General features: G+C 31.7%; 12 protein-coding genes. All 12 read left to right on the top strand.

Features of this window, described 5'->3' with window-relative positions:
• The first annotated feature begins 11 nt into the window (after positions 1-11).
• Positions 12-1,490, top strand: a complete 1,479-nt coding sequence (locus tag WAO74_RS05200) for a RagB/SusD family nutrient uptake outer membrane protein (RefSeq protein ID WP_422160120.1) — start codon at positions 12-14, stop codon at positions 1,488-1,490.
• 11 nt (positions 1,491-1,501) lie between these two features.
• Positions 1,502-3,685, top strand: coding sequence for a hypothetical protein (locus WAO74_RS05195; protein ID WP_422160118.1), 2,184 nt, complete (start codon positions 1,502-1,504; stop codon positions 3,683-3,685).
• Between the two features lie 11 nt (positions 3,686-3,696).
• Positions 3,697-4,614 carry a glucan endo-1,3-beta-D-glucosidase gene (locus tag WAO74_RS05190; RefSeq protein WP_422160117.1) on the top strand — a complete coding sequence of 306 codons (918 nt, stop codon included), beginning with the start codon at positions 3,697-3,699 and terminating at the stop codon, positions 4,612-4,614.
• Positions 4,615-5,026: 412 nt separating this feature from the next.
• Positions 5,027-8,206 carry a glycoside hydrolase family 2 TIM barrel-domain containing protein gene (locus tag WAO74_RS05185; RefSeq protein WP_422160115.1) on the top strand — a complete coding sequence of 1,060 codons (3,180 nt, stop codon included), beginning with the start codon at positions 5,027-5,029 and terminating at the stop codon, positions 8,204-8,206.
• A gap of 3 nt (positions 8,207-8,209) precedes the next feature.
• Entirely contained in the window at positions 8,210-9,595 is a 1,386-nt protein-coding gene (locus tag WAO74_RS05180; RefSeq protein ID WP_422160114.1) for a glycosyl hydrolase family 16, read from the top strand.
• A 45-nt stretch (positions 9,596-9,640) separates the two neighbouring features.
• Positions 9,641-11,050: a hypothetical protein gene (locus WAO74_RS05175; RefSeq protein WP_422160112.1), complete on the top strand. Its 1,410-nt coding sequence runs from the start codon at positions 9,641-9,643 to the stop codon at positions 11,048-11,050.
• A 17-nt stretch (positions 11,051-11,067) separates the two neighbouring features.
• A complete protein-coding gene (locus WAO74_RS05170) occupies positions 11,068-11,910 on the top strand; it encodes a glycoside hydrolase family 16 protein (RefSeq protein ID WP_422160111.1) in 843 nt (280 codons plus the stop codon).
• A gap of 151 nt (positions 11,911-12,061) precedes the next feature.
• Positions 12,062-15,481, top strand: coding sequence for a hypothetical protein (locus WAO74_RS05165; protein ID WP_422160109.1), 3,420 nt, complete (start codon positions 12,062-12,064; stop codon positions 15,479-15,481).
• A gap of 74 nt (positions 15,482-15,555) precedes the next feature.
• Positions 15,556-17,307 (top strand): glycoside hydrolase family 3 protein, encoded by a 1,752-nt coding sequence (locus WAO74_RS05160; RefSeq protein WP_422160108.1) that lies wholly within the window; start codon positions 15,556-15,558, stop codon positions 17,305-17,307.
• A gap of 31 nt (positions 17,308-17,338) precedes the next feature.
• Positions 17,339-18,628, top strand: a complete 1,290-nt coding sequence (locus tag WAO74_RS05155; protein WP_422160106.1) for a glycosyl hydrolase family 17 protein — start codon at positions 17,339-17,341, stop codon at positions 18,626-18,628.
• Positions 18,629-18,640: 12 nt separating this feature from the next.
• Positions 18,641-20,155 (top strand): glycoside hydrolase family 30 protein, encoded by a 1,515-nt coding sequence (locus WAO74_RS05150; protein WP_422160105.1) that lies wholly within the window; start codon positions 18,641-18,643, stop codon positions 20,153-20,155.
• 10 nt (positions 20,156-20,165) lie between these two features.
• Positions 20,166-21,550, top strand: a 1,385-nt coding sequence (locus tag WAO74_RS05145) for an MFS transporter (RefSeq protein WP_422160104.1), incomplete at its 3' end; no start/stop codon positions are given.

The raw sequence follows: 21,550 nt of genomic DNA, 5'->3' as shown, positions 1-21,550 counted from the left end.
TAAATAAAAAGATGAAAAAAATAAACATAAAAATATACACAGTACTTATTCTAATTTTAAGCTTAAACATATCTTGTAGTGACGATTTTGTTGACGTAAAGCCAACATCAGACAATTCAGAAGATTTTTTTAACTCAGAAGAAGATTACCAAAATGCACTAATTGGTGCTTACGATTTGTTACAATCTACTTATTTAAACGTAATGTTAGGTGAAATAGCCTCAGACAATACTTTAGCTGGTGGAGAAAGTGCAACAGACGTTTTAGGAATTCAGGAAGTTGATGACATGACCCACACACCATTAAATGCACAGTTAAGAGATATTTGGAATTGGATGTTTGCAGGTGTTAACAGAGCTAATTATATTTTAGAATTTAAAGATAAAACAGACTTTACTGGTAAAAATGTTGTAATTGCAGAAGCAACTTTCTTAAGAGCTTATTACTATTTTGAATTAGTAAAATGGTTTGGAGATGTTCCGCTTTCTGTTGATAAAAGAATACAATTTGGAGAACAGTTTAATATAGACAGAACACCTAAAGCGGATGTTTACGCTCAAATTGAAGCAGATTTACAATTTGCAGCTAATAATTTACCTGTAGTACAAAACATTCCTGGTAAAATCACAAAAGGAGCAGCACAAGCATTATTAGGGAAAGTTTATTTATATCAACAAAAATACGACTTAGCTGCACCAGTTTTAGAAAGTGTTGTTACAAGTAATGCTTATACTTTAGTTTCAGATTATAATTCAATTTTCGAAGAAGCTGGTGAAAATAACTCAGAATCTGTATTCGAGGTTCAATATTTTGATGGACAGGGTGCTGGTTTTGGTTGCTTACAGTGTAGCGAAGGGAATGTTGCAGTAGGTTTTAGTGGAGTTAGAAATTATACAGGACCAGATTTTACATCAGGTTTTAGTTTTAATGTTCCAGTGCAAGAAGTAGTAGACGCTTTTCAAGCAGGAGATTTAAGAAAAGATGTTGCTATTTTAGATATCAATGCATGGGCTGCAGCAACAGGTGCTACATTTGGTGTTGGTTATGAACATACAGGTTATTTTAATAGAAAATATATTCCAAGAACAAGAAGTGCAAATGCACAAGGAGATAGAAACCTAACAAATCCTAATAATTATAGAGCTATTCGTTTCGCAGATGTTCTTTTAATGGCTGCAGAAGCTTTTAATAGAAGTACATCGCCAAATGATACAAAAGCACAATCTTACTTAAACAGAGTTAGAGAAAGAGCTTTTGGTAATACTTTAAATAATATTTCAGCTTCAGGAAATGTTCTATATGATAATATTCTTCAAGAAAGAAGAGTAGAGTTGGTTGGTGAAGGTCATCGATTTTTTGACCTAGTAAGAACAGGCAGAGCTGCAACAGAAATTAACGGTTTTGTTACTGGCAAGCATGAAGTATTCCCAATACCTGCAATTGAAATTCAATTAACAGGAAATCGTTGGGCTCAAAATCCTAATTATTAAAATATAAGAAAATGAAAAAAATAAAAAATATTTATAAATTTTTATTCGTGCTATTTTTGGCTGTAGCATGTGATGAAGAGTTAAGAGATATATCTTTTGCTGATAATATTGCACCACCAAGCAATATAGCTGCAGCTTACAATATTACTCAAGACAATACAGGTTTAGTAACAATTACACCAAGTGCAGAAGGAGCAACAAATTTTGAAATTTACTTTGGTGATGCAACAACAGCACCTGCCAAGTTGGCTCAGGGAGAAAATGTAAAACATACATATGCAGAAGGTACTTACAATGTGAAAATTGTTGCAGCGAATTTAAATGGAAATGAAGCAGAAGCAACTCAGCAATTAGTAGTTTCTTTTAAAGCTCCAGAAAACGTAGTAGTAACTATAGCAAACGATGCAGCAATATCGAAACAAGTAAACGTAAATGCGAAAGCAGATTTTGCTACAATGTATGAGTTTTATTCTGGAGAAACTGGGGTAACACAACCAGTAAAAACAGCAAATATTGGCGAAACATTAAATTATGTTTATCAAAACCCAGGAACTTATTCAATTAAGGTAATTGTAAAAGGTGGAGCAATCGAAACTACAGAATATATGCAAGATTTTGAAGTTACAGAAATTTTAGCACCAATTGCTTCAGCTTCCAATCCACCAAGTAGAAACGATGTCGATGTAATTTCTATATTTAGTGATGCTTATACAGATGTTGCAGGCTCTAATTTTTATCCAAATTGGGGACAAAATACACAATACACAGAATTTGATTTAAATGGGGATGCTATGATTCAGTATAGCAATTTAAATTATCAAGGTATTGACATAGGCTCAGAAATTGATGCTTCATCTATGGAAATGCTCCATATTGATATATGGACTGCAGACGCTACAAGTATAGATATTTATCCTTTACCTAATGGCGTTCAACCAGCAGATGAAAGATTTGTAACTAAACAATTAGTAGTAAATGAATGGAATAGTTTTGACATTCCAATGACAGATTTTACAGATCAAGGTTTACCTGTAAATACTTTAAAACAATTTAAATTTGTTGGTTCTGGTACTGTTTTTATCGATAATCTTTATTTCTATAAAGCACCAACTGGCGCTTCACCACCTTTATTATCAGATAATTTTGAAGGAAATGGAAATATCCCTGCTTTTTCAGGAGATGCTGCAGGAGCAAATGTTATAGACAATCCTTTTAATAACGCAGGTAACTTCTCTAGCAAAGTTTTAGAATATAAAGATACTGGTGGTCAATATGCAAATATACAGTTTACTGCTCCAAGCAAATTTGATTTAAAAAACGGACAAAGCGTTTTTTCTATAAAACTTTACGTACCATCATCTAGTATTACAGGAAGCCAACCAAATCAAGTTTCATTAAAATTACAAAACAGTGGTTTAGGAGGTAATTCTTGGCAAACTCAAACAGAAATAATTAAGACTATTGTTTTAGATCAATGGCAAACAGTAACATTTAATTTTGAAACTGACAATTGGATAAATCTAAATAATAATGGAGTTGATCCTGATCCAGTAGATCGTACAGATTTAGATAAAGTAGTAATTCAATTAAATTCAGAAAACAATAATGATGCTGTTACCGGTTTTATAGATGATTTTTATTATGGTTTAGCTCAAATTCCAGAAACAGCTCCAATTGTTAGAGATGGTTTTGAAGGTTTTGGAACAATTGCTGCTTGGGTAGGAGATGCAGCTGGTGCAAATACTTCTTTTGCAAATCCATTTATCAATTCAGATAATAATTCACCTACAGTTTTAGAATATACAGATACAGGTGGGCAATATGCAAATGTTAATTTTACTATTACAGAAAAATTCAATCTTGTAAATAAAAACGTATTTTCAATAATGATTTACGTTCCATCATCTAGTATATCAGGGAGTCAGAATAATCAAGTTTCTTTAAAATTACAAAATAGTGATTTAGGAGGTAATTCTTGGCAAACACAAACTGAAATTATTAAGGATATAGTTTTAGACCAATGGCAAACAATCACTTTTGATTTTGTAAATGATAATTGGATTAATCTAAATAATAATGGGGTAGATCCTAACCCTATTGATAGAACTGATTTAGACAAAGTTGTAATACAAGTTAATGGGGAAAACAATAACGATACTGTTACTGCATATATAGACAATGTTAACTATTACTAAAATATTATAAAATGAAAAATATTAATAAATTATATTACCTATTATTATTCACCTTGGCAACTGTTTTTTACAGTTGTCAAGAAGAAAAATATTCTTTTGGAGAGATTATAACACCAACAAATATTCAAATTACAGCAGAAATTACTGGTTCTGATGCAAGTAATCCTAATGGAGATGGAAGTGGTGAAGTTAAATTCACTGTAACTGCAGATAATGCTGTTTCATATAAACTAGTTTATGAAGGTACAGACTATTTAGCACTTTCGGGTGAGCAAACGATTGTATTTAGTAAGTTAGGTTTAAACACATATACAATTACTGCTATTGCTTCAGGTACTGGAGGAGTTACTTCTAGTAAAACAATTCAAGTAGATGTGCTTGCAACTTATGCTCCACCAGAAGCATTAATAGCTAAATTGTATGGCTTCGATCCTGCAAATCCGGCAGCCTTAACATCAAGAACTTGGAAAATTCAATCTGCAAAACCTGGTCATTTTGGATTAGGTCCAGTTGGAGGATCTGTCCTATCAGAATGGTTTTCAGCAGCACCAGATGAAAAAGCAGGTGTTGGTATGTATGATGATAGATTTATATTTAGTTCAGATGGTACTTTTATGCATATGACAAATGGTGATATTTTTGGAAGAGATCCTTTAATAGTAAATGATTTAGGTCCAAATACAGGAGGAAATGTGAATGGTGCAGATATAGAAAATTATGTGTATGCAGATTATTCAGGAACGTATTCTCTTATTGCTCCTGGAGGTGTAGAAACTATAGCTCTTTCAGGTTTTAGCTTTATAGGATATTATACAGGAGGAAATCATCAATATCAAATTTTTGATAGAAACACTCCTAATGAAATGATTCTTAAAACTACAGATGGAAATGCAGGATTTGATTGGTGGTTCATTTTAGTTTTAGAATAACTAAATAATTAAAAACAAACAAAGGTCAGTTAATCTGACCTTTGTTGTTTAATAGATTTTTTTTATAACTCGATTATAATATTGGAGTCTTTTTTGATACTTTAATTTAAGAATCAAATATTTCTATTCATTTTAATAATTTTTTTAACCTAGTTTTTTTAGTAAGATCTCATTCAAATTTCCATACATTGCCACAACATGTAAAAAGAGTATATGAATTAGAAGCTTACCTAAAGTATATTAAATCAAGGGATTTGTCAGTTTTTTAAATTGTATATGTGTTGTTGGGGTGTTTTTTAAGAATATCACAGAATAAACGCTTTAAATTTATAAAAGTTTAATTTATCAAATAGTATAACCGATTTTGCTTTCCTCTACAAGTTGGGCAAATCTTAATTTTAAAACCAAATTTATGAAGAACATTTTTTTAAGATTGTTGCTTTTTTTAGTTACTTCAAGTATTTTTTCGCAGAATGTAGCTAAGGTAATAGTTGTGAATGACGACCAAGGTTCCAAACTTGTGGTGAATGGGAAAGATTTTATTGTTAATGGTATTAACTGGGATTATGTTCCAATTGGTTATAACGTACTTGATGCAAAATTTTGGGAAAAACCAGATGAAATAATTAAAGCTGCCTTAGATGAAGAAATGCCCTTATGGCAAAATATGGGTGTAAATGCCATTAGAACATATATAGGTATGCCGCCAAAATGGATTACTTATATGTATGAGAATTTTGGTATTTACACCATGATCAATCATCAGTTTGGTGCTTATGGTCTTACAATCGATGGTGTTTGGAATCCACAAACAAAATATGCAGACCCTAAAGTACGAAAACATCTTATTGATGAATCTGTAAAAATGACCAAAATGTATGCAAATACACCAGGTCTTTTACTATTCATGTTAGGTAACGAAAACAATTATCACTTAACTTGGGAAGGCGCAGAAACGGATGAAGGAATCGTTATTAATGATCAAGATGAAGCTAAAAGAGCTGAAGCAAGAGCAATGTATAAATTATTTAATGATGCTACATTGGCTATGAAAAAAGTAGATACTTCTCATCCAATAGGTATTTGTAATGGTGATTTATTGTATTTAGATATTGTTGCAGAACAATGTAAAGATATTGACATTTACGGAACGAATATGTATCGTGGAGAATCTTTTGTAGATGCCTTTGATAGAATTAAAAATGAATTTAATAAACCTGTACTATTTACTGAATTTGGTTCGGATGCTTTTAATGCTAGAGACAATAAAGAGGATCAGTTAATGCAGGCAATTTATATGTTAAGTAATTGGAAAGAAATTTATGAAAACGCATATGGCTTAGGTAAAGCTGAAAATTCTTTAGGAGGTTTTACATTTCAATCTAGTGATGGATGGTTTAAATCAGGTTTTGATGAAAGAAAAAATGCAGACGTTCATGATACCAAGGCTAATTGGCCTAGTAATGGTTATAGCAGAGACCAGGCAAAGCCAGGGGATAAAAACATGAATGAAGAATGGTTTGGTATTGCAGCAAAAGGTCCTACAGATGTAAGAGGTTTGTATACATTATATCCAAGAGCGTCTTACTATGCATTAAAAGAGGCTCATCAATTTAACCCTTTTGCAAGTAGCTATGCAGATTTTCAAAGTCATTTTGCAAAAATTAATTTAATGGATGCGGTTTTAAGAGCAAGAGGAGATAGAGCTGCATTAGGAGATAATCAAAAAATAAAATTAAGCAATTTAAGAGCAGAGTTTACCACTTTTAACACTGGTGGCTCTTTACTTACCACACCTGAATTTTCTGATGGTTCAGGACAAACTTATCCAGACAGAAGAGGTTTCGACCATATGCAATCTTATTATGTAGGAGTTGCAGGTAAACCTTCAGAAAATATGAGTGCTGAGGTTAATTTTAATATTTTAGGAAACGTGGCAGGAAATCCTATTGACGATATTTTTTACGAAAATGTTGGAAGACCAATTCAAGTAGATTCACCAAATGGAGTGGTAACTTTAACAGATAATAACAGATTACGCGTATATAATGCTGAATTTGAATGGAATGCAAAAGATTTTGATATGCGTGGTTTCTACAGAACAGGGCATTATCATTGGGGTTATGAAGGTGATTTATTTGGCTTATATCCAGAGGCTTATTATGGTCCAAATTTAGATATATATAATGGTGAAATTCTTGGTGTAGAAGTAGATGGAAAAGGAGTTTTAGATGGCGTAAAAGCTGCATTTGGCCCTCAACTTTGGTGGGGAGCAAACCCAGCAGTTTTATTAAAATATACCAGAAAATTAGGAAATTATGATTTCTCTGCTTTATATCATAAAGATATTGTTTCAGGTAATGGTATTGATGCGAATGGAAATCGAGTTTTAGATCCTACTCAGGCTAGAACAGGTGTAATTCCTGCATTACCAACAGAAAGAGCAACAATAGCAATTGCTAGAGAGTTCGATAATTTCGGATTTCAACTGGGTGCAATTTGGGCAGGTAGACCTTTAAATGGTAGAACTTATCAAGTTACAACAGGTACAGCTGGTAATTATACAGTTTTTAATGATAGAATTCAATCTAAAGACAATTGGGGTGGTAAAGCAAAAGTTACCTATACAAAAGGTGGTTTCAATGCGTATGCACAAGGTTCAATAATGGGCTTAGTTGCAAATGGTGGAGCAGATCAAACATTAACCTTTACTGGGTGGAAATTGAAAGATTCTGGTAGTGGAAATATGACAAATTTTTTAACGGGATTTGCTTACAATTTCGGAAGTAAATGGCAAGTAGCTCCTAACTTTATGTACCAAAAACCATTAGTAGGGCCAATGCCTAATGATATTGGAGCTCCAGGTAGATTAAGAAATTTCGTAGATGATCCTTTTGCAGTTAGAGCAGGAAGTAGAGAAACCACTGCTGGAGAAATTTTATTAACCTTCGATCCAACTCCTGCAACTTATATGTATGAGTTTGATAATGATAGAGCAGAAGATGCAAAATTCGCAATGAATTTAGGTTTTGTTTATCGTCATTTACCAACTACACAAGATGCAGCTATTGGTTTTCAAGCAAATCGTTCATTACTTCGTTTTGCGAACTCAGCACCTGCACAAGATTTATGGGAACTTCATTCTAGAGTTATATCTAAATTAAGACCAGAATTTGGTTTCATTTCAAACTTTTACTATGGTACAGGTCAAGCAAATGGTGATAGCGAAAGAACGATAACACGTTTTGGAGCAGATTTAAGAATGATTTATAATAAAATGAAATTAACTGGAATGGTGAAGGTAAACGATTGGGGGCCTTTTGATTACCATAGAGATTTTAACCTAACCTTCCCTTTACAATTTATATTAGATTTTTCTACATCTGTTGGCAAACCAGATTGGTTTATTTTACCAGATACTAAAGTAGGTATTATGGGTACTTGGAGGTCTTTAAATCAATATTCTCCAAGATATTCTCCTAATGCTACATCTTCTGAATTTGCTACAGCACCAACAATTAGTCCTGTAGGTTTTCCAAACGGTTCTGAATGGGAAATAAGAACCTATATTCATATTAATATTGGTAAATAATATATGAAACTAAAAAATAATATAAAACTTAAATCAATTGCAACAATAGCGATGTTGGTTTTCGCATTCATAACTTTTTCCAATTGCGAAAGAGAATTGTCTAGCGAAGCAGAATTAGCTACTTTTCCTACAATAGGTGATGTTTATATAGATGGTTTTAGTGCTGGATTAGATTATTTTCCATTTGCAAACTCTAATTTCGATGCTTTTAGAGTAGATACAGAGGTTAAATACATGGGTTCTTCTTCTATGCGTTTAAATGTACCAAATGTAGGAAACCCAAAAGGACCATATGCAGGTGCAATTTTTAAAACTGCATCAGGTAGAGATTTATCTGGTTTTGATGCGCTTACTTTTTGGGCTAAAGGATCCTCTTCAGGTACTATAAATGAAATTGGTTTTGGACAAGATTTTGAAGAAAACAAATATATTGTAACACTCAGAGATTTAAAAATTTCTACAGATTGGGAAAAGTATACCATTGCATTACCAGATGCTTCGAAATTAATTAATGAAAAAGGTATGTTTTGGTATTCAGAAGGTCCAGAAAATGGAAATGGATATTCAATTTGGATTGATGAACTAAAGTTTGAAAAATTAGGAAACTTAGGGCAATATAGAACCGCAATTTTTAATGGTCAAAACAAATCTTTAACAGGTTTTGTAAATTCTCAAATTAAAATAGATGGTTTAACTCAAACAGTAAATTTAGGTTCAGGTGCAAATCAAACAATTCAAATAGCGCCCTCGTATTTTACATTTGAATCTTCAGATATAAACATAGCAACCGTTAATGAGGCTGGAATAATTTCTATTCATGCTCCTGGTAATGTAAAAATAACTGCAAGTTTTAATAACAAACCAGTTTTAGGATCATTAACAATTGAATCAATTCCATTCCAATCAGCACCAACACCAACTCACGACCCAAGTCAAGTAATATCCGTTTATAGTGATAGCTATACAAACATAAATGTAGACTTCTTTAATGGTTATTGGCAACCTTATCAAGTAACAGAATCATCTGAAATTTCTGTTAATAATAATTCAATGATTAATTACAGTAAGTTAAACTTTGTGGGTATACAATTTGCCAATCCAACTGTTAATGCTTCTGGAATGAGATACATGCACATAGATATGTATACAACAAGCCCAATTATAGCGCCATCTGTAATGTACATAGATTTAATAGACTTTAATCAACCCAATTCAAGAGCAGGAGCTGTATTTAACAGTACAGTTTTAGTTTCTAAACAATGGATGAGTTTAACAATAGACATGAGTACTTTAGGATTATCTAGAAGAGATGCATTAGCGCAAATTGTTTTAAATAGCGCTTCTACTTTAGATAATATATATGTTGATAATATTTATTTTCATAATTAAATTATGATTTACAAAGTAAAAACATAAAATATTAAAAATAATAAAATGAAAAATTTTAAAAACACAAATTTAAAAACGGCTCTAATTTTAGGCTTGTTTTCATTTGCATTTATAAGCTGTGAAAGAGAAATTTCTGATCAAGCGGTTTTAACAACTTTCTCAAAAGATGGAAGTATTTTTATTGATGCTTTTAGTGGAGGTTTAGATTACTTTCCTTTTGGCGATTCTTATCAAGAAGCTTTTTCAGTAGATACGAAAGAAGTTTATCAAGGATCAGCATCAATGCGATTTGATATTCCAGTTTTTGGAGCGGGTTATGGTGGTGCAAATTTCCCTACAAGCTCACCTAGAGACTTGTCAGGTTACGATGCATTAACTTTTTGGGCGAAAGCATCGAAAGGAGCAATAATTAATGAAATTGGTTTTGGTTTAACAGAGTCTAATGGAAATAAATACAGAGCTGTAAGAAGTAATTTACCAATTACAACGCAATGGAGAAAATACATTGTTCCAATTCCTGATCCGTCGAAATTAACACAGGAAACAGGGCTTTTTTGGTATGCAGAAGGAGCACAGAATGCGAATGACGAAGGTGGTTATACTTTTTGGTTGGACGAAGTTCAATTCGAAAAATTAGGAACTGTAGCTCAACCAAGACCTGCTATTTTAAACAGCCAAAACATAGCTCAACAAACGTTTATAGGTTCAGCAATAACCATTGATGGTTTAACGCAAACCTTTAATTTAGAAGATGGTACAAATCCTGCTGTAGGTGCAGCACCTGGATATTTTGATTTTGAAACATCAGACGCATCAGTAGCAACAGTAGATGAATTTGGTAAAGTTACTGTAACTGGTGCAGGAACTGCAAAAATTACAGCTTCAATTGGTGGTGTAACAGCAGAAGGATCTTTGCAATTAGAATCTTTAGGTCCCTTTACACCAGCACCAACTCCAACAGTAAATGCCTCAAATGTAATTTCTATATTTAGTGATGCATATGTAAATAAACAAGTAGACTATTATAATGGTTATTGGGCACCTTTTCAAACAACTTTAGGGCAAAATGATATCAATATTAATGGAGATAATATTATTAAGTATTCTGAATTAAACTTTGTAGGAATTCAATTTACCCAACCTACCATAAACGTTTCAGGAATGACCCATTTTCATATCGATGTTAGAGTTGAAGAAGCGATGCAAGCATCGGATTTTTTAGTAGTTCGTTTAGTAGACATAGGAAGTGATAATGCTTTTGGTGGAGGTAATGATACAAGTGGTGAAGTTAGATTAACACCATCTACTTTATCTACGAATAATTGGGCAAGCTACGATGTGCAATTGTCAACTTTAAGTTCTTTAAGAGGTAAATTCAACCTAGCGCAAATAGTATTTGTAACAGATGCATCCATCAAAAATATTTTAGTAGATAACATTTATTTCTATAAATAAAATTAAAAACAATAGATATGAAATTAAAAAATAATAGAATAGTAAATATAATTCCCTTAATAGTTTTAATGGTAATATTTTCAAGTTGTGATTCTAGCGAAACCCAAACAGTAACAAAACTAAATAGATTAATTTGGGAAGATAATTTTGAGGTTGATGGAGCGCCTTTAAGTCCATATTGGGTTTACGAATTAGGTGATGGAACTGCACAAGGAATTCCTGGTTGGGGAAATAATGAATTACAATATTACACGGATCGTTCAGAAAATGTAGTTGTAAAAGACGGAATGTTGCACATTATTGCTAAAAAAGAATCTTTTTTAACCTCAGGCTATACATCTGCTCGAATATTAACAAAAGGAAAATTCCAAACAAAGTTTGGTAGAATTGAAGCTCGTATAAAATTACCTTGGGGTCAAGGTTTATGGCCAGCTTTTTGGATGTTAGGTGATGATGCAAATGGAACAATTACTTGGCCTGAAAGAGGTGAAATTGATATTATGGAAAACAGAGGTCAAGAGCCAACTATAACTCATGGTACAATTCATGGTCCAGGTTATTCAGCAGCAAATGCCATTACCAAAAGTTACCAATTGTCAAATAGTCGTTTTGATACTGATTTTCATGTTTTTGGTATTGAATGGGGTGAAAATTATATCAATTATTATGTAGATGATGTTTTATACAATCAAATAACACCAGCAGATTTACCAGCAGGTACAGATTGGGTTTTTAATGATAGAGAATTCTACATCATTTTGAATATTGCTGTTGGAGGTACGTTTGTAGGTGGACCACCAAATGCAGAAACAGTTTTTCCTCAAGAAATGATTGTTGATTACGTAAGAGTTTATCAATAAAAAAAAAGAAGAATAAAAGAATGATGATAATTTGTTTTTATCATCATTCTTTTTATAACATTTAACAAAATGTTTGTTGTTGAATGTAAAGAAAAAGTAGATCCTAACTAACTAAAATTAATGAGTAACCAACTTACTCGCCATAAGAAATATGTCTATTTCAAAAAATATCACTGGAGAATTAGTAACAATTCAAAACGAATCTTTTTATAAAATATCTAACAGTCATGCAATGCGTCCTTTTTTTATGACCATTGTCTCAGACTCAAATCATTGGATGTTTATATCAAGTAATGGAGGTTTAACTGCAGGTAGAAAAAATGCTGATTACTCTTTATTTCCTTATTACACTGATGATAAAATTACAGAACTAGCAGAAATTACAGGTTCTAAATCAATATTTAGAATCCATAAGAATGGAAAATTTCACTTATGGGAACCATTTTCTGATAGACAAGCTGGTATTTTTAAAATTACTAGAAATTTATATAAAAATATTTACGGCAATAAAATTATTTTCGAAGAAATAAATAACGATTTAGGCGTAACTTTTAAATACGAATGGAATTCTAGTGACGAGTACGGTTTTGTAAGAAAAGCAACATTAGAAAATAAGGCTAATGAAAACATTAGTGTGGATTTATTAGACGGTTTGCAAAATCTTTTACCTTATGGTGTAAATTCAGATTTGCAAGCTACAAGAAGTAATTTGGTAGACGCATATAAAAAATGTGAATTAGAAGCAGAAGTTGGTTTGGGTATATATGCTTTAAGTGCAATAATTGTAGACAAAGCAGAACCAAGTGAAGCATTAAAGGCAAACATAGTTTGGTCTTTAGGATTGAAAAATCCAACATATTTATTGTCATCTGAACAGCTAAGTAATTTTAGAAATAATATTCCACTTGAGCAAGAAGTTGATGTAAAAGCAGAAAAAGGTGCTTACTTTTTAAATGCAGAAATAACTTTAAAAGCGAACAGTGAAAAAAATTGGATGCAAGTAGCCAATGTAAATCAAACTGTTTCTGATGTAACTCGAATTTCTGAATTAATTAAAAATGATGAAAATGTTGCCTTATTAATAGATAACAGTATTAATGAAGGTACTAAAAAGTTAATAAGATTAGCAGCAGCTTCAGATGGATTGCAACTTTCAAACGATCCATTAATCAATACAAGACATTTTTCAAACACACTTTTCAACATCATGAGAGGTGGAATTTTTGATGATAATTACACAATCGAAAAAGACGATTTTAAAACCTATTTATCAAACGCAAATAAGCAATTATTTGCAGCCAAAAAAGATACTTTAGCAACTTTACCAGAAAAATTCACGTTAGATTTTATCAAAAAATTAGCAGAAAATGATGATGATAAAGATTTTAAACGTTTGTGTTTAGAATATTTACCATTAAAGTTTAGCAGAAGACATGGAGATCCAAGTAGACCTTGGAATAAGTTTTCTATCAATACAAAAAGTGAAATTGACGGTTCTAAAATTTTAGATTACGAAGGTAACTGGAGAGATATTTTTCAAAACTGGGAAGCTTTAGCACATTCATATCCTCAGTTTATAGAGAGTATGATTCACAAATTTTTAAACGCTACAACTTTCGATGGTTACAATCCTTATAGAGTTACAAAAGGCGGTTTTGATTGGGAAATTATAGAAGAACACGATCCTTGGTCTTACATAGGTTATTGGGGTGATCATCAAATAATCTATTTGTTAAAATTCTTAGAATTTATAGAAAAACATTATCCTGCTAAATTAGCTTCATTATTTTCAGACGATGTTTTTGTGTATGCAAATGTTCCTTATAAGATAAAATCTTATGCAGATATTTTAAAAAATTCAAAAGATACTATCGATTTTGACTACAAATTAAATTCAGAAATCGATGAAAGAAGAAATAAAATTGGTGCAGATGGTACTTTATTAAGAGATAAAAAGAACAATCCTTATAAAGTAAATTTAATTGAAAAATTACTAGTTACTGTTTTAGCAAAAATATCCAACTTTATTCCAGAAGGTGGAATTTGGTTAAACACGCAAAGACCAGAATGGAATGACGCCAACAATGCTTTGGTTGGTAATGGAGTTTCTATGGTAACTTTATATTACTTAAGAAGATTCATTGATTTCTTTGAAGGTATTGTAGCAAATTCGAATGCAAATAACATCGAAATTTCTGATGAAGTCGCATCATTATTTAATGATATTTTAAAAACGTTAGATGAAAAAGCAACTATTTTATCAAGAAATGTTACACATAATGAACGCAAAAGAGTATTGGATGGCTTAGGAAATCCTGCAAGTGATTATAGAGAATTTATTTACAAAAACGGATTTTCAACAAACAAATCATCACTAACAAAAACATCATTATTACACTTTTTTGCTATCACTAAAAATTATTTAGAGCATAGCATTAGAGCAAATAAACGCGATGATAATATGTATCATGCATACAATTTAATGACAATTGAAAATGCTGAAGAAGTATCAATTTCTTATCTATCAGAAATGTTAGAAGGGCAAGTTGCTGCTTTAAGTTCTGGTTATTTAACACCAACACAAGCTTTAGGTTTATTAGATGGTTTAAAAGCTTCAGCTTTGTTTAGACCAGACCAATACAGCTATATTTTATATCCAAATAAAGATTTACCAAGATTTACCAAGAAAAATAATATTCCAGCTAAAAAAGTTGAAAACTCAAAATTACTACAAAAATTAGTTGCTGATCAAAACAGACAATTAGTTGAAAAAGATGTTTTAGGGAACTTTCATTTTAATGGTAATTTTAATAATGCTAACAGTGTTAAAAATGCATTAGCCAATCTTTCTGAAGATTATAAAGATTTAGTTGAAAAAGAATCAAAATACATTTTAGATGTTTTTGAAGAAATTTTTGATCATAAATCATTTACAGGTCGTTCAGGAACTTTCTTTGGTTACGAAGGTTTAGGTTCAATTTATTGGCACATGGTTTCTAAGTTGCTGTTAGCAGTGCAAGAAAACTGTTTATTGGCAATCAATTCCAATGCTGATGAAACTATAATTGGTAAATTATTAGATCATTATTACGAAATAAATGCAGGAATTGGAGTTCATAAATCACCTGAATTATATGGTGCTTTTCCAACAGATGCATATTCTCATACACCAGCTGGAAAAGGAGCACAACAACCAGGAATGACAGGTCAAGTGAAAGAAGATTTGTTAAGTAGATTTGGTGAGTTAGGTGTTTTTGTTGAAGAAGGAAAAATTGTTTTTATGCCTCGTTTATTAAAAACTTCAGAGTTTTTAAAGGAAGCTAAAGTTTTTAATTTTATCGATATCAACAACGAAAAAAGGCAATTAAACATTGATAAAAACCAGTTGTGTTTTACCTATTGCCAAGTACCAATTATTTATTCTTTATCAGAAAAAAATGCAATTGAAGTAATTTTTAATGATGATAATAATTTAATTTTTAATGGTCTGTCTTTAGATAAAGAAACGAGTTCTAAATTATTTGACAGAACCAATGAAATTAGTCATTTAAAAGTATCAATAATTAAATAATATTGATGAAAAGCAACTATTACGCATACCTAATTTGTTGTTTTTTATTGATAAATTTTTCCTGTACAAAAGAAGTGAAGATAAGTAAAGATGACATAATTGAACAAAAAGTAGATTCACTTTTAAAGCTAATGACTTTAGAAGAGAAAATTGGGCAAATGACTCAAATTAGACATTTTGAAGAAAATGCTGATGAGGAAATTACCAATAAATTTATAGGTTCTATTATTCATACCCAAGGTGCTTTGCCAGGTAAAACTGCTTTGGATTGGCAAAAAAGATTTACAGTGCTTCAAAAGAAAGCTTTATCAACAAGATTAGGAATTCCTTTATTATTTGGAGTTGATGCAGTTCATGGGCAAAACACCTTTGAAGGTGCAACAATTTTTCCACATAATATTGGTTTAGGCGCAACTCAAAATGAAAAATTGGTAGAAGAAATTGCAAAAATAACAGCTTTAGAAAGCAGAGCAACTGGTTTTAATTGGGTTTTTTCACCTTGTATTGCAATTCCTTTAAATGAAAAGTGGGGTAGAGTATATGAAGCATTTTCAGAAAGTACAGCACTTACAGAAAAGCTAACAAAAGCATCAGTTACTGGTCATCAAGGAAATTTAGAAAACCCAACATCAGTAATGGCAACAGCAAAACATTTTGTTGGTGATGGAGCTACAGATTATGGTATTGAAGGTGGTAATACTTCTTTGTCTAGTCAAGAAATAAACCATTTGCTATTAGCACCTTACAGGGTTGCAGTGAAAGAAAATATTGGTGCAATTATGGCATCTTTTAATACAATTTCTGGAATTTCTATGCATGCTCACAAAGCATTAATTACAGATACTTTAAAAGTGGGAATGAATTTTAAAGGAATTGTAGTTTCTGATTGGAAAGCGTATTCACGTTTTGGAGGTAATGATATTATTAATGCAGGCGTAGATGTTGTAATGGCTGTTGATGGTGATTTAGATGATTTTTTCGATGGTGTAAAACAAGGTGTAGAAACGAATGAAGTTTCTATGGATAGAATTGATGATGCTGTAAAAAGAATTTTACGTCAAAAATTTAAATTAGGGGTATTCGAGAATCCTTTTCCAAATAAAGATTTTATTTCTAAAATCGGAATAAAAGAACATAGAAAAGTTGCAAAGCAAGCAGTTAGAGAATCTCTGGTATTATTAAAAAACACTAATGATATACTTCCTTTATCAAAAGAAACAAAAAAGATAGTGGTTGTTGGCGAGCATGCCAATAATTCAGGCTTACAATCTGGAGGTTGGACCATTAATTGGCAAGGAACCAAAGAAAATTATAAAGGAGCAACAACAATTTTAGACGGTATAACAAAACATTCGAAAGGAGAAGTTGTATATGATAAAACAGCAACCAAAAAACATTTTGATGCTGATGTTGCAATTATAGTTGTAGGAGAGGAACCATATGCAGAATTTTTTGGGGATATTGGCCACGAATCTAATAAGTTACAGTTAACATTAACACAGGAACATCAAAAATATATAAAAACATATCAAGAAAAAGGGGTTAAAACAATCGTAGTTTTAGTTTCTGGAAGACCTTTAGTGGTTACAGAACAAATAAATCAATCAGAGGCTTTTTTAATAGCTTGGTTATTGGGTTCTGAAGGTGATGGAGTAGCAGAAGTACTTTTTGGAGATTATAATTTTAAAGGAAAATTACCACATTCGTGGCCATTATCAATAGAAAGTTTTAAAGGAAAATACGGTCCTAATTTTTGGGATAAAAACAATATACCATTATTCGAATTTGGATATGGATTAGAATATTCTAAAATAACTGAAAAATAAGAAAAACGAATCATCATAAAACAAGACAATTATGAAAAATAAAATGCAGACTCTTTTATGGATAACTTGCTTCATTTTTATGGTTTCTTGTGTAAATAAAAAAGAAAAAAAAGAAACAGAAATGTCGATAACAAAGAAAGAGTTAACAGCTGCAGATATTCTTGGAAATCCAAAATATTTGGCAATTTCTTATGGAGGATATAGAGAAAAATCAAGGGAAGATAACCAACCAACAATACCTCAATTAAAAGAAGATTTAAGGTTAATGAATGCAATGGGTATTCGTATTTTACGCACCTACAATGTGCAACCTAAACTACCTCATGCTGCTAATATTTTAGAAGCAATACATCAACTAAAACAAGAAGACCCTAATTTCGAAATGTATGTAATGTTGGGTGCTTGGATAGATTGTTTAAACGCTTGGACAGAATTAGCTCCAAATCACGAAATTGAAAGTCCAGAAAACGAAGGAGAAATTGCAAGAGCAGTTGCACTGGCTAATAAATACCCAGACATTGTAAAAGTAATTGCTGTTGGTAATGAAGCTATGATTCGCTGGGCAACAAGTTATTTTGTAAGACCAAATGTTATTTTAAAATGGGTAAATCACTTACAAAATTTAAAGAAAGAAAATAAATTATCCAAAGATTTATGGATTACGTGTTCAGATGACTTTGCTTCTTGGGGTGGAGGAGATCCTAGTTATAGAGTTGATGATTTGAAAAAAATTATCAAAGCAGTAGATTATGTGTCTATGCATACGTATGCATATCACAACTCGCATTACAATCCAGCTTTTTGGAAAGTTCCAGACAATGAGCAAAATCTTACTGAAATAGAAAAAGTAGATAAAGCGATGTTACGTGCGTTGAATTTTGCAAAACAACAATACAAAGATGTTTCGAGTTTTGTAAAAAGCATCGATAGCACTAAAACCATTCACATAGGAGAAACTGGGTGGGCTAGCATTTCTGATGGACATTATGGGATTCATGGTTCTAGGGCAACAGACGAGTATAAGCAAGGTTTATATTATAAGCATTTAAGAGAATGGACAAACAAAGAAGGTGTTTCTTGCTTTTATTTTGAAGCTTTTGATGAACAATGGAAAGATGCTCATAACCCACAAGGATCAGAAAATCACTTTGGATTATTTACTTTAAAAGGTGAAGCAAAATATCCAATTTGGGATTTGGTAGATCAAGGAGTTTTTAAAGATTTAAAAAGAGATGGAAACGAAATTAAAAAAACATTTAATGGCAATAAAGATGCATTAATGAAAACGGTTTTAGTACCAAATACAGATTATAGAAGATAATGAGCACAAATGATGAAACAAATTAAATCCTTTTTTTATTTATTAGTATCGATTATGATTTTAAGTTGTGATGTTGCACAAGATAAGTTAGTTGTAGAGGTATATGAAACTTCTGCAAGTGGTAACAATCTTAAGAAATTAGAGAACTTTTCTGAGATAGAAAACCAAGAGAATAATGTTCAAATAACTTTATTACCAGAGCAAAAGTTGCAAACAATTACTGGTTTTGGTGGTTCATTTACAGAAGCCTCTGCATATTTGTTAAATAAATTAAGTAAAAAAAATAGAGATTCAATTATTGAAGCTTATTTTGGTGAAAGTGGAGCAAAATATTCTTTGACAAGAACTCACATGAATTCTTGTGATTTTTCTTTAGGACAATATTCGTATGCACCTGTAGAAAATGATACAGAGCTAATTCATTTCACAATAGAAGAAGATTTAGATGATATCATTCCAATGATTAAAGATGCTATGAAAGTATCTAAAGATGGCTTTAAAATACTTTCTTCTCCTTGGACAGCTTCACCTTGGATGAAAGACAATAAACAATGGACAGGAGGAAAATTATTACCAGAATATTATGATACTTGGGCATTATTTTTCTCTAAATATGTAACTGCTTACAAAAACGAAGGCATAGATATTTGGGGTTTTACAGTAGAAAACGAACCCTTAGGAAACGATAGTAACTGGGAAAGTATGCATTATACACCAGATGAAATGACCAATTTTGTGGTGAATTATTTAGGCCCCAAATTAAGATCAGATTATCCAAACATAAAAATTTTAGGATATGATCAAAACAGAGAACATTTAAACGAATGGGTAGATTCTCAATATAAAACCGAAGAAACTAGTAAATATTTTGATGGTACAGCTATTCATTGGTACGCAAGTACTTTTCATTATTATCCAGAAGAGTTGCAATATGCGCATGAAAAAGCACCCAATAAATATTTAATTCAATCAGAAGCGTGCATAGATGCAGAAGTTCCAGTTTGGAAAGACGATGTTTGGTATTGGAAAAAAGAAGCTACAGATTGGGGCTGGACTTGGGCTCCAGAAAAAGATAAGCATATGCATCCAAAATATTCTCCAGTAAATAGATATGCCAGAGATATTATAGGTTGTTTAAATAATTGGGTAGATGGTTGGATTGATTGGAATATGGTTTTAGATACTCAAGGAGGTCCAAATTGGTTTAAAAACTGGTGCATAGCTCCAGTAATTGTAAACCCAGAAACAGACGAAGTTTATTTTACACCTCTATATTACACAATGGCTCATTTCAGTAAGTTCATAAGACCAAATGCGCAGGTAATAGGCGTAAATAATTCTGATGAAAGTCTGATGGTTGCTGCAGCAGAAAATCCAGATGGCTCTATAGCAGTAGTAGTATTTAACGAAAAAGAATCCGCCAAGAATATAACCATAAATTTAGGTGATAAAAGTGTAAATATTCAATTACAAGGACAGGCAATTCAATCAATCGTAATTCCGTCAACTAATAATAAAACCAACTAAAATAATTTATATGTCAACTCAAGTAAAAAAAGCAAGGGGTAAAGTTCCATTTGGACAAAAAGCTGCATTTGGTGCAGGTCATTTAGTGCTAAATTTATTACCTGGAGCTTTAGGTATTTTTATGTTTTTCTTATTAACCGCTTTCGGAATGGATCCTGTTTTAGCAGGTTTATTAGGTGGTTTACCAAGAATTTTTGATGCAATTACAGACCCAATTATGGGTTTTATCTCAGATAACACAAATTCGAAATGGGGTAGAAGAAGACCATACATTTTTGTAGGTGCAATTTTAAGTGGAATTTTATTTGCTGTTTTATGGCAATTAGATCCAGAGAATACACAGGCATTTAATTTCTGGTATTTCTTAATTTTTTCTATGATTTTTCTAATTGGTAACACAATGTTTGCAACGCCTTTAGTTGGTTTGGGTTATGAAATGACATCAGATTATAATGAAAGAACACGTTTAATGGCATTTTCTCAAACAATTGGTCAAATTGCTTGGATGATTGTGCCTTGGTTTTGGGTGTTAATTGCTGATGAGGATTTGTTCGCAACACAAGCAATTGGTGTTCGTCAACTTTCAATTATTGTAGGTGTTATTTGTATGTTATTAGGTGTTTTACCTGCAATATTTTGTAGAGGAATAGACTCTGCTAATATGGAAAATAGAAAAGAAATAAACCTAAAATCTTTAGGTTCTAATATGGTAGATTTATTTAAAGGGATTGTTCAAGTATCTAAAAGTAAACCTTTTATGAGACTTTGTGGTGCTACGTTTTTAGTATTTAATGGCTTTCAATTAGTTGCATCATTCAGTTTTTTTATCATTGTTTATTACATGTTTAATGGCGATTTTGCTGGGGCTGGTCACTGGCCTGCTTGGTTTTCTACAATAACTGCTATTGTTACTGCATTTGCAGTAATTCCAATCGTTACTGCCATTGCTGAAAAGTTCGGTAAAAAAAATGCATTTATAATATCCACATTAATTTCTATTGTTGGTTATATTTTAAAATGGTGGGGATTCGATCCTGGTAATCCTTGGTTAATGTTTATGCCAATCCCTTTTATGGCTTTTGGTTTAGGTGGTTTGTTTACATTAATGATGAGTATGACTGCAGACGTTTGTGATTTGGACGAATTAGAAAACGGAATGCCAAGAAAAGAAGGAACTTTTGGTGCAATATATTGGTGGATGGTAAAAATGGGACAAGCCTTAGCCTTAGTATTACAAGGATTCGTTTTAAAGTTTGTAGGTTTTATTTCAGATGCACCAACGCAAAGCGCTGAAACAATGACCAATTTACGAATTGCAGATATTACGATTCCTGCATTAACTGCTGGTATTGCAATTTGGATTATGTGGAATTATAGCTTAAGTGAAGATAGAGC

This window comes from Polaribacter sp., assembly GCF_049276715.1.
Classification (GTDB): Bacteria; Bacteroidota; Bacteroidia; order Flavobacteriales; family Flavobacteriaceae; genus Polaribacter.
The sequence above is the reverse complement of the archived record's forward strand: the minus strand, read 5'-3'. Positions and strand labels throughout refer to the sequence as shown.